This window comes from Paenibacillus tabacirhizosphaerae, from assembly GCF_040812395.1.
Taxonomy (GTDB): domain Bacteria; phylum Bacillota; class Bacilli; order Paenibacillales; family NBRC-103111; genus Paenibacillus_E.
The window spans coordinates 98,232-118,315 of the sequence record NZ_JBFNXH010000008.1; the positions used below are offsets into that span (position 1 = coordinate 98,232).

Consider the following 20,084-nt stretch of genomic DNA (forward strand, 5'->3'; position numbering starts at 1 on the left):
GTTCCGATAGAGTTGATAGGATTTTATTTAGAGAAGTAGATTGGGGAGGGTACATAATGAGCAAGAAGAATTTAGCCAGTTTGTTTATCATTTTAGCTTTAGTAGGGAGTTTCCTTGCAGGTTGCGCACAAAAACAGAGCGCCAGCGAAACCTCAAAGCCAGCCGAAAGCGCGAAGGCAGCAGAATCCAGCAAACCGGCTGAAGCGGCAAAAACGGATCTTAGCGGAAAGAAAATTGCGCTCGTTATGCAATTCAATACAGGAACTTTTTCTTCCCAATATGTGGAAGGTGTGAAAGAGCAAGTTGAAAAGCTTGGCGGCAAAGTAACGGTATTCGTAGCTGATACAGATTTGGCGAAAATGGCGTCCAATCTGGATGCGGCCATTAACCAAAAATTCGACGGCATTCTGATTGACCACGGAACTGCGGAAGCGTTGGAAGCCGGCGTGAAGAAAGCTTTAGAAAAGAAAATTCCGGTTGTCAGCTTTGATTCCATCTTGACAGTACCAGGCGTAACTTCCTTGGAGCAAGGCGATCAGAAGATGGCTGAATCCACATTGGAACAACTCGCTAAAGATGCTGGCGGCAAAGGAAATATCGTGAAAGTATGGGTTGCCGGATTTGCGCCAATGGAACGCAGACAGCTAGCCTACCAGGATTTCCAAAAGAAATATCCGGATATTAAAGAAGTTGCTGCTTTCGGAACGGCCAAAGATCCTGCGTTAGATACACAAACGCAAATGGAAGCGATTCTGAAGAAATATCCGAACAAAGGCGATATTACGGCGGTATGGGCTGCTTGGGATGAGTTCGCTAAAGGAGCTTCACGTGCGATTCAACAAGCCGGCCGTACAGAAATCAAAGTATACGGCATTGACCTTAGCGATGAGGACTTGCAACTGCTGCAAGATCCGAAAAGCCCTTGGGTAGCATCGGCTGCAGTTGATCCGAAGGATATCGGGCGCGTTCAAGTTCGTTATCTGTATCAGAAGCTGCACGGTGATCAAACGCCAGATAAAGTTGTGCTGGATCCGGTCTATGTATCCAGAGATCAATTGCCTAAAGATAAGCAAATCAATACAACGCAGCTGAGCGAATTCGTAAAAGGCTGGGGCGGCAGTCAACAAGGTTACACAGACTGGTTGAAAGCGGCTGAAAAAAAATAAGTTAAAACAGAGGGTCCCATCGGCGATACGCGATGGGACTTTCAGATTGAAAGGGGAGGTGGAAATAAATGCCGGTGGACAACTCTGTATTGCTGCATATGCAGGGCATTTCCAAATCATTTCCTGGCGTAAAAGCGCTGCAGGAGGTCGATTTTGATCTGAGGGCTGGGGAAATTCATGCCCTGTTAGGGGCTAATGGAGCTGGAAAAAGCACCTTAATGAAAGTATTATCGGGTGCCTACACGAATGAAGAAGGCCAAATCATTGTTCATGGCACTCCGCTTTCGATTAGAACGCCGAAAGAGGCGATGTCACAGGGCATCTATTGCGTTTATCAAGAAGTAGATACCGCACTGGTTTCCGAGCTTACGGTGACGGAAAACGTCATGATGGACAGGTTGGTTCAAGGTGAAGCTTGGGTCAGCTGGAGAAAGTTTCATCAAGAAGCGAAAGCGATTTTAGCGAAAATTGGAGCTACCTTCTCCGTTCGCAGCAAGATCGATGAGCTGAGCATTTCGCAGAAGCAGCTCGTGCTGATTGCCAGAGCTATGGCGCATAAGGCTAAGATTATTATTTTCGATGAGCCGACGGCACCGCTTAGTCTGGAGGAGTCTGAACGGCTGTTCCTGATTATGGACGGCCTGAAGAAAGAGGGGGTGGGACTCATCTTCATCTCCCACCGCTTGCAGGAAGTGTTCCGCATCGCCGATCGGATCACGGTCATGCGCGACGGCCGGCACGTGCTCTCGCGTGCGGCTTCAGAGCTGGACATCGCCGCCGTGATCGAGGCGATGCTGGGCAAGACCTTCACCGAGGAGTTCCCCAAGGCCGATGTGCCCATCGGCGATGTTCTCCTCGAGGTGAAGGCGCTGCGCCGCGGCACCAAAGTGCGCGGCGTCAGCTTTGACCTCCGCCGGGGCGAAATCCTCGGCGTCGTTGGTTTGGTTGGCGCCGGCAAAACGGAGCTGAGCCGGCTGATTTTCGGCGCCGACGCCGCGGACGGCGGCGAGGTTTGGCTCGCCGGTCGCAAGCTCGCGCTGCGCGAGCCGGAGGATGCCGTGCGCGCGGGCATCGCGCTCGTGCCCGAGGAACGCCGCAAGCAGGGCGTTCTCGTGGAGGAGACGGTGAAGCGCAACCTGTCGCTTCCCATTTTGCGCAAGCTGAGCTTCCTTGGCTTCGTGAAACGAGGGCTGGAGAGCGAGCATGCGGTGAGTATGGTGAAACAGCTCGGCGTGCACCCAAGCGATCCGAATCGGATCGTGAAGCACCTTAGCGGGGGTAATCAGCAAAAGGTTGCAGTCGGCAAATGGCTGCCGACGAGTGCGGATGTTTATATGTTTGACGAGCCGACCAAAGGGGTTGACGTTGGCGCTAAAAGCGACATATTCCGGCTGATCGGCGATTTGGCGGCAGCGGGCAAAGGGGTCATTTATTTATCGTGCGAGTTGAATGAGATTATTGGAATAGCCGATCGTATACTGGTTATGAGCTATGGTTCTGTGGTGAAGGAGCTCTCCCGCGCGGAAGCGACGCAGGATCTGATTTTAACGTATGCGAGCGCGGGGGAGGCTGAAATATAATGAAGGAAAAAACCTTGGATTTTTCATTTAAATATGGCGCTTTGTTTATCATTGCGCTTGTTGTTATCGTATTTTCAATCATTAATGAGAATTTCATGACCTATGATAATATGGCTGATATTTTACGCTCGATTTCGATTGTGATGTTCGTTGCAATTGGGGTTACACTATCGCAGATCGTCGATGGCTTTGATCTATCTGTAGGTTCGACGGTGTCCTTATCTACCGTTGGCGCGGCGGCTTTAATGGTTTGGTATCAGCAGCCGCTCATTATCGTTATTGTTGTGCCTATTCTGATCGGCGCTGTCATTGGACTTCTAAATGCGCTTCTTATTGTGAAAATCCGTATCCCCGATCTGCTGGCTACATTAGCTGTTATGTATATCATTGGGGGCGTGCAAAAAACGTTTACCAAAGGTTTTTCGATCTATAACAACATGAGATTTCAAGATGGTACGGTGGCCAAAGGCAAGTTCACCCCGGAATTTTTATGGATTGGACAAGGCAAACTATTGGGCGTGCCGGTTCCAGTGGTCCTCATGATTATCGCGGTCATCGCGGTGCACGTATTTTTGACCTACACGCGTTGGGGTCGGCAGCTGTATATTACTGGCGGCAATCGCGAAGCGGCGCGTCTCTCGGGAATTTCAGTGAACAAAATTCGTCTTGCCGCCTATGTGCTCTCAGGCATTTTCGCTGCCTTCGGCGGTATCCTCTACGCATCTCGCGTAGGGTCCGGACAAATCGACGCGGGTGCGCCGCTCTTGATGGAAGCTGTGGCTTCAGTATTTGTCGGCTACTCCGTGCTTGGGGCAGGCAAGCCGAATGTGATCGGGACATTTTTTGGCGCTGTACTAATCGGTGTGCTGCTCAATGGGCTCACCATGCTGAATGTGCCGTATTTCGGCTTTGATATTGTGAAAGGCGGCGTCTTGGTGTTTGCGCTTGCCATTACTTTCGTTCATTTGAATCGCCGGAAAGCGTGAAACCGATGTTGCAAAGCCATATATCTGCTACATCGACGCGGGAACACACTAAAGGAAGAAAAATTGTGAAAAGTGTGGTATGATAGATGCATTGTTTTGTGAATTGCAAGCTTCACTCATAGATACCTATATTAGGAGGAACATAAGATGGCTAATCCAAAGATGCGTAGCGACATGATTAAAAAAGGCTTCGACCGCGCTCCACACCGCAGTTTGCTGCGTGCAGCCGGCGTTAAAGAGGAAGATTTCGGCAAGCCGTTTATTGCGGTTTGTAACTCTTATATAGACATTATTCCGGGTCACGTTCACTTGCAGGAATTCGGTAAATTGGTCAAAGAAGCGATTCGTGAAGCAGGCGGCGTTCCTTTCGAATTCAACACGATCGGTGTTGACGATGGTATTGCGATGGGTCACATTGGTATGCGCTATTCACTGCCAAGCCGTGAAATCATTGCAGATTCCTTGGAAACGGTAGTAAATGCACACTGGTTCGATGGTCTTATCTGTATTCCTAACTGTGACAAAATTACACCAGGCATGATTATGGGTGCTCTTCGCGTCAACATTCCAACGATGTTGGTGAGCGGCGGCCCGATGAAAGCCGGTAAAGATAAAAACGGGAAGTCCATTTCCTTGTCTTCCGTATTTGAAGGCGTAGGCGCGTTTCAAGCTGGTAAATTGGACGAGGCAGGTTTGGAAGAGCTGGAGCAATACGGCTGTCCGACTTGCGGTTCCTGTTCGGGTATGTTCACTGCGAACTCCATGAACTGTCTGGCTGAAGGCCTTGGCCTTGCGATGCCGGGTAACGGCACGATCCTGGCGGTTGCCGAAGAGCGTAAACAATTCGTTAAAGACTGCGCGAAGCAGTTGATGGTGCTGATCGAGAAAGACATCAAGCCTCGCGATATTGTAACGATTGAAGCAATCGACAATGCTTTTGCACTGGATATGGCGATGGGCGGATCGACGAATACGGTTCTTCATACTTTGGCTATCGCTGCTGAAGCGGGTGTTGAGTACCCAATCTCCCGTATTAATGAAGTAGCCGAGCGCGTTCCTCACCTTGCGAAAATCGCTCCAGCTTCCGATTACCACATCGAAGATGTTCACTTGGCGGGCGGCGTTAGCGCGATCATTAATGAGCTTCTGAAAAAGCCGGGCGCGTTTAACGGCGATCGCATCACGGTAACAGCGAAAACGCTGCGTGAAAATGTAGCGGGCTGCGAGATTCAGAACACAGACGTTATCCATCCTTTGAGCAACCCACATAGCGAAAGAGGCGGACTGGCTGTTCTGTTCGGTAACCTCGCTCCAGAGGGCAGCATCGTGAAGGTTGGCGCTGTTGATAAATCAGTTGGCGGCCGTCACGTGGGCCCAGCGATTTGCTTTAACTCCCAAGACGAAGCGCTGTATGGAATCGCCAATGGCAAAGTGAAAGAAGGACACGTTGTTGTTATCCGTTACGAAGGTCCGAAAGGCGGGCCAGGTATGCCGGAAATGCTCGCGCCTACTTCCCAAATCGTAGGTATGGGACTTGGTGCTAAAGTCGCTTTGATTACAGATGGTCGCTTCTCGGGCGCATCCCGCGGCATCTCCATCGGGCATATGTCTCCGGAAGCGGCTGAGGGCGGACCTCTTGCTTTCGTCGTAGACGGCGATATCATTGATGTCGATATGGATGGCCGTAAAATCGAGCTGCAAATCAGCGATGAAGAGTTTGCGAAACGCCGCGAGAGCTGGCAAGGTTTCGAGCCGAAAATCCAAACCGGATATTTGGCGCGTTATACAAAAATGGTTACGAATGCAAGTGCCGGTGCCATTTTGAAGATCTAATTTGCTTCGAATAAAGCTCATCTCGGAAGCTGTGCATGATGATTCATGCGCTGCCTCTGAGATGAGCTTTTTTTCATGACAGAAAGAAGTGCATGAAGGCCAGGGAACCAATGAGCACGGTCACAGCGACAAGGACGGAAAGAGACAGCACGAAACGGGCTTTGAAAATAGAAAGAAGCATTAATGTGCTTTTCACATCAATCATGGGGCCAAAAACGAGAAAGGCGAGCAAGGAACCGGATGAGAAGGTTGTAGTAAAAGAGGAAGCAACAAAGGCATCTGTTGTTGAGCATAACGAAAGCAGGTAGGCAAAGCCCATCATGAACAGATGGGAGACGAATGGCCCTTGGCCGATGGCGGTTAAGCTGTCTTTGGCCACGAAGGTTTGAATGAGAGCAGTGAGCAGAGCGCCAAGCATTAAATACTTGCCCATTTCGAATAGCTCGGTAGTACCATGACTGAGCATGGTAGCCAGACGGCCACCGTGAGCGTGACTATGGTCATGATGATGATCGTGTTCCTCCATGTTGTGATGGGAATGGTGATGATGGTGGTGGTGAAGCTCGTGCTCGGTGTCCTGCGGCCCTGAACTGCCAACCGTCTGAATCGTATGGCGAAGCGGATTGTTCTTTAGGAAGCGAGTCAACATGAAGCCCACCACCAGCGCAACGCCGAAGGTAAGTCCCATGCGTGAGTAGGCCATTGCGGGATCGTTGCGAAATGCCATGTAGGTGGAGGCGAAAACGATAGGATTTAAAATGGGGCCGACGAGAATGAAGATGACGGCGATATAAACGGGCATCCCCTTTTTCATCAAGCGGCGCACGAAAGGGATCATTCCGCACTCGCAGAGCGGGAACAAGATGCCGAGCACGCAGGCGAAAAGAACGCCCCCAAGCGGGTGACGCGGCGTCAATTTGCGGATGAAGGCTTCGGGAACGAAGCTTTCGACCGCAGTCGAGAGGATGATGCCCAGCAGCATGAAGGGCAGTGCGTCCAGAAAGATGTCCATGAACGATGTGAAAACAAGCTTGAACTCTTTGGTAAGTAAGATCATATCAGGGAGTTGTTTCGTCGTTAAGATCATGATCAGCAGAAGCACACATATGGCTGTGGAAACGGGAGCGCTCCACCGGTAAATAGTTGAAGCCAAGTCGCATTACCCCTTTGTCCGCAAATTCACTATGCTTTTATTCTATGTTCATGCATGGGAAGATAGGACAGCTCGCTGAGTTGACATTGAAGTGAGAGGGTGTATAATAATATAAAATCAATCAGCGATGACAGGAACAAGTAAGCTTGCAGCCCGTTTCTCAGAGAGCCGGTGGATGGTGTGAACCGGTGGAACGAACAAGACGAATGGATCCTTGAGCTTAAGGCTGAACACAGATGCAGTTCGCCGGAACCTAGGCCGGACACAGAAATGCATTTGCCAGTATGCCAAACGGCAGCTCCCCGTTACCGGAGCCTGAAGGTCTCATTCCTATGCCATGGTGCATGATGGGACAAATTAGGGTGGTACCACGGTCTCTCGTCCCTTTCGGGGAGAGGCCTTTTTGTTGTTTTTTTGTATTTGCAACCAACCACTTGGAGGGATTTTGAATGAGCAGAGTATTATCCGGCATGCAATCCAGCGGTCAGCTGACGATTGGCAATTATATTGGCGCACTTCGCAATTATGTAAAGCTGCAGCATTTGCACGAATGTTTCTTCATGGTCGTGGATATGCATGCCATTACGGTTCCGCAGGAGCCGGCGGCACTGAAAGAACAGACAGAAATGGCGGCATCGCTGTATGTGGCAGCTGGGCTGGATCCCAACAAAGCATCCATCTTCTTGCAATCGCACGTTAGCGCGCATGCGGAGCTTGGATGGATCATGACAACACTAACGTATATGGGCGAATTGGAACGGATGACGCAGTTCAAGGATAAATCGGAGGGCAAAGAATCCGTCGGAGTAGGATTGTTTACGTATCCCTCTCTGATGGCTGCTGACATTCTTCTGTATAATGCGGATATTATTCCAGTCGGTGACGATCAGAGGCAGCACGTGGAGCTGACGCGCGACTTGGCGAATCGCTTTAACAATCGTTTCGGTGAATTCTTTACGATGCCTGAGACTTATATGCCGGAGGTAGGCGCTAGAATTATGTCGTTAGACGATGCTTCCAAAAAAATGAGCAAGAGCAGCCCGAACCCTGCCAGCTTCATCGGTATGCTCGATGAGCCGGATGTAATCCGGAAGAAGTTGAGCCGCGCGGTGACTGATTCAGGCCGTGAGGTGAAGTACGATCCGCAAAACAAACGCGAAGTTAGCAATCTGATGAGCATTTACTCGCATTTTGCGGAGATGAGCATTGCCGAAATTGAGGCGAAGTACGAAGGGCAAGGTTACGGCCCATTCAAAAAGGATTTGGCGGAGCAATTGGTAGCCGTATTAGAGCCGATTCAATCGCGTTACAAAGAAATTCGCAAATCGGGTGAAATTCACGATATATTGAAAAAGGGCGCGCGGGAAGCGGCGGAAGTCGCCAACCAAACGTTGATTGAAGTGAAGAAACGGATGGGATTTGTTTTGTAATTAGCAAGTGGAAAAAAGTGGTTGAAGCAGTGGCATTTTCTCTGCTCGACCACTTTTTTTGCGTGAGACGCCTGTTTCGAAGCATCCAGAATTCATCTCATCCGCTCGCAGAGGATTCCAAAGATTCGCTCCGTGACACTACGCGGTAGTAAATATGCTCATACTGCTCGACAATGGCCGATGCTGAAAATTGTGCGCGCGCATGCTGCATACCTGCGAGGGAAAATTCGCTGAGCAACTGTGTGTCTTTCAAGAGCTGCACGGCGTAGGCGGCCATTTGCTCGGTATCCCCGACAGGCGCCAGGAAGCCGTCGACGCCGTGACGGACGACCTCGGGGATGCCGCCGGCGTCGGAGCCAATGGTCGGAACGCCGGCAGCCATAGCTTCCAAGGCGACTAAACCGAAGCTTTCCTTCTCGGAAGGAAGCAGGAGCAGATCGGCGAGGCCTATGACTTCGGCGACGTTGTTTTGCTTGCCGAGGTAGTGAACCCGGCTCGCCAGCCCTAGCTCTTTTACGGAATTGACTGTTTTGGCCAGTTCAGGACCTTCGCCGACAAATACGAGGTGTGCGGGCACCTCGCGATGAACCTTTGCGAATATGTCAATCACATCGCCAATCCGTTTCACAGGCCTGAAGTTGGACATATGGAGCAAAATTTTCTCATGCGGTTGAGCAAACCCTGCGCGAAGCTGTGGATTCGCGGGTGCGATGTAGTCGCGGGGATCGACGAAATTGTAGACGAGATCAATAGGCTTCTCGACAGACAGGACATCGTACGTCTCCGAAATCAGATCTCCCGAGACCGCTGTAACAGCGTCGCTCTCATGAATAGCCATTCGGATCAAATCTCGCAGCGAGGGATCATGGCCAAGAATCGTGATATCAGTTCCGTGCAGTGTCGTGACGACTTTAAGGTGTTCCCCGACCATCATCTTAGCCAAGTAAGCGCATATCGCATGTGGAACCGCATAATGAACATGGAGCAGGTCGAGTTTTTCCTGTTTGGCAACTTGGGCCAGCTTGTTGGCAAGCGCCAGATCGTAGGGCGGGTAGCGGAATACGTAGTAATCGCTGACCTCGACTTCGTGATAGTAAATATTAGGGTGAAACTGGCCGAGCCGGAAAGGCATGCGATCGGTTATGAAATGAACCTCATGCCCTCTTTCAGCAAGCATTTTACCGAGTTCAGTGGCCACAACGCCAGATCCGCCTAAGGTTGGATAGCAGGAAATTCCGATTTTAAGCAACGGACTCACCTCTTGATTTACAATTTATTAAAACTATTTCAATAATAGAATATTTTCATTTTGGTAATAAATAAGATGAAAAAAAGTAGTGCAGAGGATCAACTACTTTCTTGTGGGCAGGTTCCTTATGTAACGTAGTGAGAAAAGTATAGCTTTCTAGCCAAGCTGGTGTCAACTAGTAGTCAATTCAACTAATTGCCTCTTTTGCGCAGCTTAGCTTTAACAACAAATCCATACCCGATGAATCCTAATGAGATTACAGCGAAGAGGAGCACCATCCAAGGCTGTCTTAGTGCGATGAATAAGCTGATGCCGGCCAATAACAGGGTGCCGATTACGGCGAATAGAAATGCGAGCGGTTTGTTCATGAATATGTACCTGCTTTCTTGAGAGGTAAACTTGTCTTTACTATTTTAATCTATTTTAATCTTTTTTTATCGCTGTGCATATAATTTCATTTCCTCCACATACTATCTATGCAAGCTTGCAAATACATCAAAGATCATAGCTGAATGAAAGGAGTCTGATCCCTATGGCACAATCTCGTAGCAGCAACACATTGATAGTACCACAAGCGACAGCAGCTTTAGACCAATTGAAATATGAGGTAGCTCAAGAACTGGGCATCCAAATTCCTCAAGATGGCTACTACGGTTACATGGCGTCCCGTGATACCGGCGCAATCGGAGGAAACATCACTCGCCGTTTGGTGCAAATCGCGGAACAGTCTCTAGCAGGCGGCCAAGGGAATTTCCGTTAAGTTAAGAACCATATGAAGCCCAGAGGAATTTTCCTCTGGGCTTTTTTGAACTTTGGTTTTGGGGTTAGGTTGCCTTGCCAGATGTCGCTAAACACAATGGAGAAGATGAGGGCTAGCCCAAAGTCGAGGATTGAAAGGCCAGGTATCGCGTCTGCTTTGCAGTGCCGTAGTGGATGTCCGGGATTCTTGTGCGTTGGAAATGCACGGTGAGCGGAGTGCGAGTATGGTTTGAATTGTCCATTGGGTGTGCATATGATTTTGGGAATTTGGGTGCAAGGTGCAAGTAGATAATTCGAGAAACTTGGATGCAAGGTGAAGTAGATGAATCGAGAACCTTGGATACAAGTAGAAGTAGATGATTTCACGGAACGTGAGTGCGCTATGGATCGTTCTTTGGGCGTAAAGGATGATTTCGGGGAACGTGAGTACGCTATTCGTAGAAAATGAGGGGGAATACGCTCAGAAATGTGCGTTTAGCGCATCGTAGTTCCGCTTGGCTAATTGAAAAGGGAATTTTCGGGGGGATAGCGCACTGTAGTTCCGCGAGCTAAGCGGAGAATGCTGCATCTCCCGGCAAATTCCAGTACCGAATGCAGTTGATAATCAAGAGGTGGTGATTACTGGTAAAGTCTGGTCAATAGCAGCGAGAGATTAGCATGTAGCTTCGCGTCTCTGCCAAGGGTATCGCTAACAGCAAGCGTGTATATTAGCTAGGACATTTGCCGTAGGATAGGTTCCTTAGAAGCGTTCGGCAACTAGTTGTCTTACAGAGAAAAGACGCGTTTGCCAACGCGTCTTGCTGCTTGCTAATATAAATCAACTTTCAATTTTTTGTCCAGCCGCGACTCGTTCACCCAGCCGACATAGGAGTCGAGTGTGTGAAAATCATGATCCATTCGAAGAACGGCTACGAAAGGGTACTGCTTACGATGACGATAGCGTACATCGGCCCATCGAACCTCATACCCCCAGCGATGTTCTTTTACTTCGGCACAGGCGAAGGAAGAGAAATACAGCAATGCTTGAATGTCTTCGTGATTTTTGGATGCTTCAATTGCTGGATGCGAGTCGCATTTTACTGTATCGATCCACTTTAATTTTAAATTGCGCATCTCCCCAAGCTGGTAGGTTCCGTTTTCTCTTTGTTTGACCACGTTCCACACGTACAGGTTGAAAGTTACGATGAGTGTGTATTTGTCTCCTGGCTGATAAGTCGGATCTTTGCGATACAGCCCTTTTTCCAATATATAATGGTCCAGAGAGCGCCACATATAATAGATGCCGAGGATACTGTACAACACAGGGAAAATCAATGTTGGACTTGCCACATGAAATGACCACATGAAAATCGCCACAAGATGGCTGATAAAGATAAAAGGATCGAAGATGTGTATAATGTTCCATGACACCCATTTTTCTGAAAAGGGGCGCAAGGCTTGGGTGCCATACGTATTGAACAGGTCAGTGAAGACGTGAAAGCAAACGGCGATGGCCACCCACATTCCTGCATGCAGGAGAGGGAGTCCATGGAAGAAGAGAGCTAGCGTACCCGTAATCAGCAGTGTCCATAGCAGTAAGGCTGGCAAAGAGTGAGATCGGCCGCGATGGTTGCGAATGTAAGTGGCATTCCCCTTGAAGCGAAGCAGCCCGTCCACATCAGGAATTTGAGAACCGATCACGGTTCCAATGAAAACGGCAGTGGCTATTGTTGAATCTGCTGCAACGACAGGATCGATGTGTGAAAGTCCGGCCAACCCTAATCCGATTACAAGATGTGTGCCTGTGTCCATGGGGTTCCTCCTAAGAGCTTTCCGTAGGAAAGCTTGCATCGTAAGCATAAACTGAGTTTTCTGTGAAAAAAACTTTCTTCGTAAGCGTTATGCTTAGTTTACCATTTTAGAGCCAAAAATAAATCAGAGGGAGATCTAAAAATGTGCAAAGTTTTTGTGGAGTATGCCATAAATCCCGAGGGGCGGGCGTCCTATCTCATCTATATGCAGGAACTCCAAAGCAGGGAAGGGCGTTTGGAACTGTTGGAAGGTACAGATCAGCCGGGGTTGTTCGTGGAGATTTGGACGGATATAACATATGCGGAGTATGAGGTGTTGAAACGCAAACGCACGCAGCAAGTCGAGGATTCAGAAGATCAGGCCAAATGGGATCAATGGATCAAAGGTGGCTTGTCGAAGCTGCATATGTGGCATTTCACGCAGGTGACTCCGCAAAAATGAAAAAAACCGCTGCTCTATGACGTAGAGCCGGCGGTTTTTGTTTGCATAGGCTTATCTGCCTTGTGGACCTTTGTTTGCGTATGGATAGTAATAATTGAGCTCTTCATCGAACGTGATGTAGTCAAGGTTCACCATGAGCAATAAGTAACGCATGCCAGTTGCAGGATCGCTGATGATGATATGGTCACGGCCTGCAGCTTCCAGTCTGCCTTTGAAAATTTTGGCATTCCATTCGGAGTTGTTCTCATAGGTCATATACAGGGTTGCCTTCTTGCCAAGGTTCAGTCGGAGAATGTTTTCAATAAAGGATTCCTCCAAAGGCAGTTGGCCGGGAATATAGGTTGCTGCACCAGTCGGAGCCTGTGTGCCAGTCGGAGTAGGCGGGAAATTTCCTGTGTGCATTTGGTATGAAGGGTACGGATAGCCATTCTGTGCTTGAGGGGCATGCGGTACTTGTATCCCGGTTTTGTAAGGGTTATTCATCATAATTGTAAATCCTCCCTGAGCTTTCAATCGGAAAGCTTTCTTCGTAATCTTTTTTTTGAGCGTTCTTCAACGAATGGCACATCATCAACCAGAAGTTTCATAAGCGGTAGGAAACGTGAAAGTATCAGACAATGCCGCCTCTCCGTCTACTCCTTTCTTACAAGACTTAGGCGATGGGCCATTTTCATAATCATCATATTGTGCAAATGCCTATTTGGTGACTGTTTTCAATGCGTTTGCGGAAAAAACTCTGACGTTGTGGTTCACAAAGAACCTGGCATGAAGATATGTCATACTTGCATAAACATAAAACATTCATACTGAAATAACATTCTCCGAACAATTTGTGATTAAAGTAAAATTTGTATAATTTATAGGAGGGTGAAGCAATGAATTTCGTTAATAAGCAGCTTTGCAGTTTTGTGCTAACGTTTGCACTGGTGTTTCAACTCGTTTCAAACTGTCTGCCAGACATCTCGTTGGCCGAGAGTGCAGGTGGAAACAGCGGATCGAGCGCTTCCGTCACCGAGCAAGTATACACCTTAGCCTGGGTTGGCAATTTAACAAGTGCAGTTGGCATTGTTAACCAACCGACAACGGATATTCAAGCGGAGGTCTATATCGATCAGGTGACCGCAGGAGTCGGACAAGGAGCGCCGATCAAAGCCCAACTAGGCTATAAATCCGATGGCGCTGATTTTACATGGGTTGATGCCGGTTATGCTGGCGATACGGGCAATAACGATCGGTATAAAGCAAATTTTGTTCCTGCAAAATCAGGCATATGGACGTATGTGATGCGATTCTCAGGAGACTCGGGCCAAACCTGGAAACTGACCGAGGAGAAGACGGTCACCATAGCGGATAAAATCGTTTATACGATCGGATGGACTGGAAATCTAAGTACAGTGACTAGCACCCAATTAATCAACGTTCCGACCCGCAGCATTTATGCTGAAGTTTATATAAACGGCGTTACGGGAAAAGCAGACCAGGTTGCAAAATTGAAGGTTCAACTGGGGTACAAGCTCGATAGCGGTTCAACGGATTTTCTATGGAATGATGCGGTTTACGCAGGAATAACGGGAAATAATGACCGATACAAAGCGAATTTTACACCAGATCAGGTAGGCAAGTGGAATTATGCGATGAGAGTATCCGGGGATGGCGGTGTTACGTGGAGTTCTGCGGGAACCAGCACGCTAACCGTTGTTGCGACGGAAGGCGAAATGACTTTGCCTTCAATTAATTCGGTGGAGAACTTGACAGACCTTACCGATAAGCTGTTGATCGATGTGCCCACGCCGGATATTTTAGGCGAAGTCAAGGTGGAAGGAATTACAGATGAGCCAGGGCAAGGGAGAAATACAAAAGCCCAACTGGGTTACAAATTCGAAAATGACACGGACTACACATGGGTAGATGCGGTTTATAGGGACGATGTGGGCAGCAAAGACCGGTTCAAGGCGAATTTTACGCCAACCAAAGCAGGAACATGGTATTATGCGATGAGATTTTCTTTGAATAATGGAGCAACATGGGAAAGTAAGCTTCTGGGATATAAAGTTAATCGTTTTTTTGATGCAGCGACAATCGAGAAGCCATTTGATGTGACGCTGACATGGTCGGAAAGTCCGAAGACGACTCAAACCATAACCTGGAAAACGAGTCTAACGAATTTAGATGGAGTTGTGCAATACGCGAAAAAAGCAGATGCTGGTTCTTTTCCGGGCGTTTCGAAAACTGCGAATGCGGTCGCAACAGAGTTCAAAACGACAAATACCGTAACGAACACTAATCTGCATACTGCTACTTTGAGAGGACTGGAGCCGGGAACGGCCTATGTATATCGAGTGGGCAGCGGGGAGCTATGGAGCGATACGAATACGTTTACTACAGAGGCTTTGACAACAACTCCCTTTAGCTTCTTAGTCTTTGGTGACAGCCAAAGCGGAAGGCAAGAAGAGAGCGATTACGCAAAATGGGGCGAAACGGTAAATACAGCCTATAAGGCGAATCCCGGCGCCAAGTTTTTTATGAATGTCGGAGATCTTACAGAGCTGGATTCCAGTTATGCGCACTGGCACAAATGGTTCGAAGGATCGAAAGGAGTAATTGAAAATATTCCTGAGATGCCCGTCCCTGGAAATCACGAATACTATGCCGGGTATAACGCCAACGAATTGGCGAATAACTTTATTGCCCAGTTCAAAGTCCCGCAAAACGGGCCGGATCGTTTGAAAGGAACGGTGTATTCTTTTGATTATGGAGATGTTCATATTGCCGTATTGAATTCTCAGCAGGCAGAAGTGAATCAAAATATTCCAACACCGATGAATGACATTCTCGAGGAACAAAAGGTATGGCTGGATAAGGACTTGCAAAGTACGACGAAGAAATGGAAGATCGCTTTGTATCACAAAGCTTCGTATTATGCCAGAGCTTCACGTGATACGGACGCCGAACCGATTAAGCTGGCATTTCAGCCGATCTTTGACAAATATCATGTTGATGTCGTATTCGCGGCTCACGATCATGCGATTTCCAGAACGTTCCCTATCAACAATAATTATTTCGTAGATACTCCGGGGCAAGGAACGGTCTATTACATTACCGGCAGATCCGGGAACAAAAATTATAACGATCCTATGAAGCAAGTATGGGATGCTTACCAGAAGAATGATACGGAAGATACGAACTATTTTGCAGTGCAGGTGAATGGCGACAAATTAACGATCAAGTCTTTGGAAAAGAACGGTACCTTGCTTGACGAATATACAATCGATAAAGTGGCCGATACGGGAATACCGTACAAAGAGATGCCGAAGATTCCTATTGCTAAAACAGAGAACTTAAGCAGCTTTTCTGAAGTGAAGGCTGTTGGAACTGCTGTAACCATTTCTTCTGAGGTGAATGCAGCCAATGTGACTAATTATAAAGGCCGGGGGATACATATCCGCGCCCAGTTGGGATACAAGGCTGAAATGGGGACTTCCTATACATGGACAGATGCATTTTATTCAGCCGACAAGGGCAAGAACGACGAGTATAAAGCTAATTTTACTCCTGTAAAATCCGGTATTTGGAAGTACTTGATGCGATTCTCCGGAGATGCAGGGGCCACCTGGACGCAAACGGAGGAGAAGACATTGAATGCGGTCGGCGAATCGGTTCCTGAGGCACCGGGTGCGCCAGCGAATGTAACGGCTTCGGCGGGCGACGGTCAGGTAAGCCTGCAGTGGTCGAGCGTAACGGGTGCTGTGTATTACAGCATAAAGCGTGGCGCGAGCAGCGATGGCCCGTTTGCAGTGATTGCCGCGAACGTAACAAGCGCAACGTATACGAATACTGGCTTAAGTAACGGAACCACGTATTACTATGCGGTCACGGCGGCGAACGCGGGCGGAGTAAGCGCGAATTCAGTTGTCGTTCATGCAACGCCTTATAGGAGTGGGGGGGCAAGCGGTTCCGGGGATCACTCTTCTTCTACTTCATCTAATCCTTCTATTCCTTCCCAGCCGGAGCCTTCAAAGAACAGCTCGACTACTATCGATGCTCAGCCGAGAATCGAGAAAACGGGAGACGGAAAATCAGTTGCTATAGTGACGATCGAAGGAACCGTGCTCAATCAAGCGCTAGAGGTGTTGAAAAGTTCAGCCGGATCGGCAGAGCGCCGCATCCATGTTGATGTGAAGAGCAATGAGGCATTGGGCAAGGTTGAGATTCCGTCCGCTTCATTGACAGAGCTGTTATCCAAAGCGCCAGCAGTGATATTGTCCATGAAATATGGCAATGCGACTTATGATCTTCCTTTGCAAGCACTTCATATCTCCAGTCTTGCGAAATCGCTAGGTGTTTCGGAAAAAGATATCAAGATCAGTATAACTATCGAGAAACTTAGCGGCGCGACCGCAATGGGAATAGAGTCCAAAGCGAAGGAAAAGGGCCTTAAACTCCTAACCGCTTCCATTGACTATATGGTAGTGGCTGAGGCTAACGGGAAGCAGGTGCCTGTTAATGACTTTGGAACAACTTACATTTCCAGATCGCTGGATATTGGAAAAGCAATTGATATGAAGAAAGCGACAGCTGTGCTTTATGACCCTGCGACGGGTAATATGGTTTTTGTACCTGCCGTCTTTTCGATGAAGGACGGAATTGCGCAAGCAGAGATAAAACGACCGGGGAATAGTATCTACGCGGTTGTAGAGAATCTTAAAACCTTTGATGATCTGAAAGGGCATTGGTCCCAGGCTGACGTTGAACTATTGGCATCAAAATTGGTTATTCAAGGAACGACGGAGAGCAGCTTCGCTCCTCAAAAAGAGATAACCCGTGCAGAATTCACAGCTTTGCTAGTGCGAGCACTAGGGTTATCGGAGACGAAGGCGGCGCCGTTCACTGACGTGAAGACGAATGACTGGTTTGCAGGGGCGATCGGTGCGGCAAGTAAAGCAGGCTTAGCGGATGGCTTCGATGGCGGTGCATTCTATCCGGCAGCGAGTATTACCCGTGAGCAAATGGCTGTCATGCTTACACGCGCAATGAAAATTGCAGGCAAGCAGGTGGCAGCTGACACCGCAGCATTGACCAAATTCTCTGATCATTCATCTATCAGTGGTTGGGCAAAGGAAGCGGTAGCGCAATCTGCTACTGCGGGAATCGTCAATGGCGTAACCGAGCGGACCTTTGTTCCAAGTGCAAATGCCACTAGGGCAGAGGCAGCAGCGATGCTGAAACGGTGGCTGCAATTCGAGCAGTTCATGAACTAATCATTACAAAATAAAACCGGAGTGCGGCGTTTCTTTGCAGACGCCGCACTCTGTTTTTATTAACAGAAAGCATATATCGTCAGGTATGCGTGTGTGGCGGGTTCGCAGAGTGGAGAGGTTTCGCACGCATCGTGTGGTGCGAGTATTTGACAGGATGGACGTAGAAGACCCGGAAGTGCTACCTCGGTTTGGAGTATTGAAATACCACCTCGTTTTGCGATAGATCGTCTTTTTGCAAGGGTGAGCGGAACGTAGATGCGTTGAGTGGCGGTATTTTCGATTGCAGGGACGTTTCGCGGAACTACCGTGCGTTATGAGCAGGACATGCTGGGTTCTAGGAACAGTTTCGCTCATTTAACGCATCCTAGTTCCGCTTCATGGGGAGAAAAGGGACGTTACCGTGGAATAAGGCATCGTAGTTCCGTCGATATCGCTGTGCATGGGGAATAGGCGGTTCGGTAGTACCTCCTCGGTTTTCTTGCGAAGCTTGCGGAGCTGAAATGTCCCCGGAATCTTACTTTTACGGGGGTGTTTATGGGCAGGAATACCGGATGGAAGACAGGTTAGTTAAAAGAGAAGTGGAAGGCAGAACGAAGTAGAGCAGAAAAAGGCCGACCAGATATTTCTGGCTAACCTGATAATACGAAAAGGGAATGCGTATGGGGAAAAGCGATAGCGTCCGCCTTTAAAGTCATGTTCGCACTACTTTGTCCATGCAAGGAACACGACTTTAACAGCGGTTGGAACCCCATATCCAATTCACTCCCCATGCTCAAACGTAGGGGGTTAGTGCATGGTTTTTAGACAAGGACCTGAGGCGCGGCCTCAGGTTTTTCATATCCAAAATTGCATGGATCGTTCAGGAGCCAAGCCAATTCAGGGATCAAGAGGGGGAAACGGGCTCGATTCTTAGTGAGATGCGGCATGGGGGATCACACAATCAAATACTTTCTGACTTGCTCCTCGCTAAGCTCTTCGGCATTGCCCTCAGCAACAATGGTGCCGCGGTCAAGAACGTAATAGTAGTCGGCGATACTCGTGGCGAATTCAAGGCTCTGCTCGACAAGCAGCACGGCAATTTCGCGGTTGCGCTTGATGGATTCAATAATCGCTTCAATTTCCATCACAATCGAAGGCTGAATGCCTTCCATCGGCTCATCAAGCAGCAGAAGCTTAGGGCCGGCTGCCAATGCGCGGGCGATAGCCAATTGCTGTTGCTGTCCCCCGCTGAGGTCGCCGCCTTTGCGGTGGAGCATTTGCCGAAGCACGGGGAAGGTGTCAAAGAGGGATTCGGGCAGCTTTCTCCGTCCGTCCGCGGCAGCTTCTAGACCTAGGAGCAGATTGTCCTCAACCGTCAGCTGAGGGAAGATGTCGCGGCCTTGCGGCACATAGCCGATGCCCGATCTCGCACGCCGATCGGGCGTAAGGGCATTCATTTCACGCTCATTGTAATGGATGGAGCCTGATCTGAGGCGAATAAGTCCCATGATGCTTTTCATCAACGTTGATTTCCCCACGCCGTTGCGCCCCATTAAGCATACGATTTGTCCGGGTTTCACACGGAGACTCACATGGCGAAGAACCATGCTTTCGCCGTAGCCAGCTTCAACTTTTTGCAGATTCAGCACCGCGCTCCACTCTCCTCCCAAGGTAAACTTCAGCTACCCGTTCATCGTTCTGAATATCCTGCATCGTTCCTTCTCGCAGCATGGTGCCCTCATGCAGTACGGTAACGGTTTTGGCAAATTGGCGAACGAACTCCATATCGTGTTCGACGACGATGATCGTTTGGTTCGAACTGATTTCATGAAGCAGTTCGCCGGTCTTCTCGGTTTCGCTGTCGGTCATGCCGGCCGCGGGCTCGTCGAGCAGCAGGAGTTCTGGCTCTTGCATCAGCAGCATGCCGATTTCGAGCCACTGTTTTTCCCCGTGGGAAAGCGAACCGGCCCTTTCTTTGGCTTTCGTAGTCAGCCCTATCATATCCAGCCTGAGCTGCAATCGATCGAGCTGTTCGCTTGAAGTTTTGGTCCACAGTGCACTGAGCAGCCCGCGCCGCTGCTTCATGGAGAGAGCAAGATTCTCAAAGACGGTGAGCGTAGAGAAGACAGAGGGAGCTTGAAATTTGCGGCCAATTCCGAGTTGGGCGATCTGGTGCTCCTGATGTTTAGTGAGATCAATGGTATCTTTAAACAAAACCTGGCCCTGGGAAGGCTTTACTTTTCCACAAATGACGTCCAGCAGGGTTGTTTTTCCAGCGCCATTTGGCCCAATAAGGAAGCGCAGTTCGCCCTGTTTCAATGAAAAATCCAAATTTCGCAACGCTTTAAAGCCGTCAAAGCTGACTTCTAATCCCTTCACCCGCAGAATGTCCCCGCCAGGTGCAGGTTCTTGGTGTGTGGCTAATTGTCCAAGCATGGGATGGCCTCCTCCTTTGTGAT

16 protein-coding genes and 1 other annotated feature are annotated in these 20,084 nt (G+C 48.9%); of the genes, 9 read left to right on the forward strand and 7 right to left on the reverse strand.

The features are described from left to right. The first annotated feature begins 56 nt into the window (after nt 1-56). From ABRS97_RS15875 to ilvD, 4 genes are all read left to right on the forward strand, one after another. Complete coding sequence (locus tag ABRS97_RS15875) at nt 57-1,166, forward strand: sugar ABC transporter substrate-binding protein (RefSeq protein WP_367815437.1); 1,110 nt, start codon at nt 57-59, stop codon at nt 1,164-1,166. Nucleotides 1,167-1,234: 68 nt separating this feature from the next. Then, on the forward strand, nt 1,235-2,746 hold the full coding sequence (locus ABRS97_RS15880) for a sugar ABC transporter ATP-binding protein (protein WP_367815439.1): 1,512 nt from the start codon (nt 1,235-1,237) through the stop codon (nt 2,744-2,746). Further along, nucleotides 2,746-3,732, forward strand: coding sequence for an ABC transporter permease (locus ABRS97_RS15885; protein ID WP_367815441.1), 987 nt, complete (start codon nt 2,746-2,748; stop codon nt 3,730-3,732). Before ABRS97_RS15880 ends, ABRS97_RS15885 begins: the two co-directional genes overlap by 1 nt. Before the next feature lie 147 nt (nt 3,733-3,879). Further along, entirely contained in the window at nt 3,880-5,565 is a 1,686-nt protein-coding gene (gene ilvD / locus ABRS97_RS15890) for a dihydroxy-acid dehydratase (RefSeq protein WP_367815443.1), read from the forward strand. 73 nt (nt 5,566-5,638) lie between these two features. Here the strand turns inward: ilvD and ABRS97_RS15895 are convergent, their stop codons facing one another. Continuing rightward, entirely contained in the window at nt 5,639-6,718 is a 1,080-nt protein-coding gene (locus tag ABRS97_RS15895) for a permease (protein WP_367815445.1), read from the reverse strand. 118 nt (nt 6,719-6,836) lie between these two features. Beyond that, nucleotides 6,837-7,107, forward strand: a binding site (T-box leader). A 60-nt stretch (nt 7,108-7,167) separates the two neighbouring features. Between ABRS97_RS15895 and trpS the strand changes: the two genes are divergently transcribed. Further along, a complete protein-coding gene (trpS, locus tag ABRS97_RS15900; RefSeq protein ID WP_367815447.1) occupies nt 7,168-8,148 on the forward strand; it encodes a tryptophan--tRNA ligase in 981 nt (326 codons plus the stop codon). A gap of 97 nt (nt 8,149-8,245) precedes the next feature. Here trpS and bshA read toward each other — a convergent pair whose 3' ends face one another. After that, nucleotides 8,246-9,406 (reverse strand): N-acetyl-alpha-D-glucosaminyl L-malate synthase BshA, encoded by a 1,161-nt coding sequence (bshA, locus tag ABRS97_RS15905; protein WP_367815449.1) that lies wholly within the window; start codon nt 9,404-9,406, stop codon nt 8,246-8,248. A 182-nt stretch (nt 9,407-9,588) separates the two neighbouring features. Continuing rightward, the gene (locus ABRS97_RS15910; protein ID WP_367815451.1) at nt 9,589-9,765 is read right to left on the reverse strand and encodes a DUF5325 family protein; all 177 of its coding nucleotides are present in this window, start codon (nt 9,763-9,765) and stop codon (nt 9,589-9,591) included. A 158-nt stretch (nt 9,766-9,923) separates the two neighbouring features. On the opposite strand from ABRS97_RS15910, the gene ABRS97_RS15915 reads away from it, so the two are divergent. Together ABRS97_RS15915 and ABRS97_RS15920 are read left to right on the forward strand one after the other, a co-directional pair. Then, nucleotides 9,924-10,157, forward strand: a complete 234-nt coding sequence (locus ABRS97_RS15915; protein ID WP_367815665.1) for an alpha/beta-type small acid-soluble spore protein — start codon at nt 9,924-9,926, stop codon at nt 10,155-10,157. A 321-nt stretch (nt 10,158-10,478) separates the two neighbouring features. Then, nucleotides 10,479-10,604 (forward strand): hypothetical protein, encoded by a 126-nt coding sequence (locus tag ABRS97_RS15920; protein ID WP_367815453.1) that lies wholly within the window; start codon nt 10,479-10,481, stop codon nt 10,602-10,604. A 359-nt stretch (nt 10,605-10,963) separates the two neighbouring features. On the opposite strand, the gene ABRS97_RS15925 is transcribed toward ABRS97_RS15920, so the two are convergent. Continuing rightward, nucleotides 10,964-11,947, reverse strand: coding sequence for a metal-dependent hydrolase (locus ABRS97_RS15925; RefSeq protein ID WP_367815455.1), 984 nt, complete (start codon nt 11,945-11,947; stop codon nt 10,964-10,966). A 141-nt stretch (nt 11,948-12,088) separates the two neighbouring features. Between ABRS97_RS15925 and ABRS97_RS15930 the strand changes: the two genes are divergently transcribed. Beyond that, nucleotides 12,089-12,388 carry a hypothetical protein gene (locus ABRS97_RS15930; RefSeq protein ID WP_367815457.1) on the forward strand — a complete coding sequence of 100 codons (300 nt, stop codon included), beginning with the start codon at nt 12,089-12,091 and terminating at the stop codon, nt 12,386-12,388. A 51-nt stretch (nt 12,389-12,439) separates the two neighbouring features. Here ABRS97_RS15930 and gerQ read toward each other — a convergent pair whose 3' ends face one another. Beyond that, entirely contained in the window at nt 12,440-12,874 is a 435-nt protein-coding gene (gerQ, locus tag ABRS97_RS15935) for a spore coat protein GerQ (RefSeq protein ID WP_367815459.1), read from the reverse strand. A gap of 389 nt (nt 12,875-13,263) precedes the next feature. On the opposite strand from gerQ, the gene ABRS97_RS15940 reads away from it, so the two are divergent. Further along, entirely contained in the window at nt 13,264-17,646 is a 4,383-nt protein-coding gene (locus ABRS97_RS15940; protein WP_367815461.1) for an S-layer homology domain-containing protein, read from the forward strand. Nucleotides 17,647-18,578: 932 nt separating this feature from the next. Here ABRS97_RS15940 and urtE read toward each other — a convergent pair. Together urtE and urtD are read right to left on the reverse strand one after the other, a co-directional pair. Continuing rightward, complete coding sequence (gene urtE / locus ABRS97_RS15945) at nt 18,579-19,274, reverse strand: urea ABC transporter ATP-binding subunit UrtE (protein ID WP_367815463.1); 696 nt, start codon at nt 19,272-19,274, stop codon at nt 18,579-18,581. Further along, entirely contained in the window at nt 19,252-20,061 is an 810-nt protein-coding gene (gene urtD, locus ABRS97_RS15950) for an urea ABC transporter ATP-binding protein UrtD (RefSeq protein WP_367815465.1), read from the reverse strand. Before urtD ends, urtE begins: the two co-directional genes overlap by 23 nt. Between the last annotated feature and the right edge of the window lie 23 nt (nt 20,062-20,084).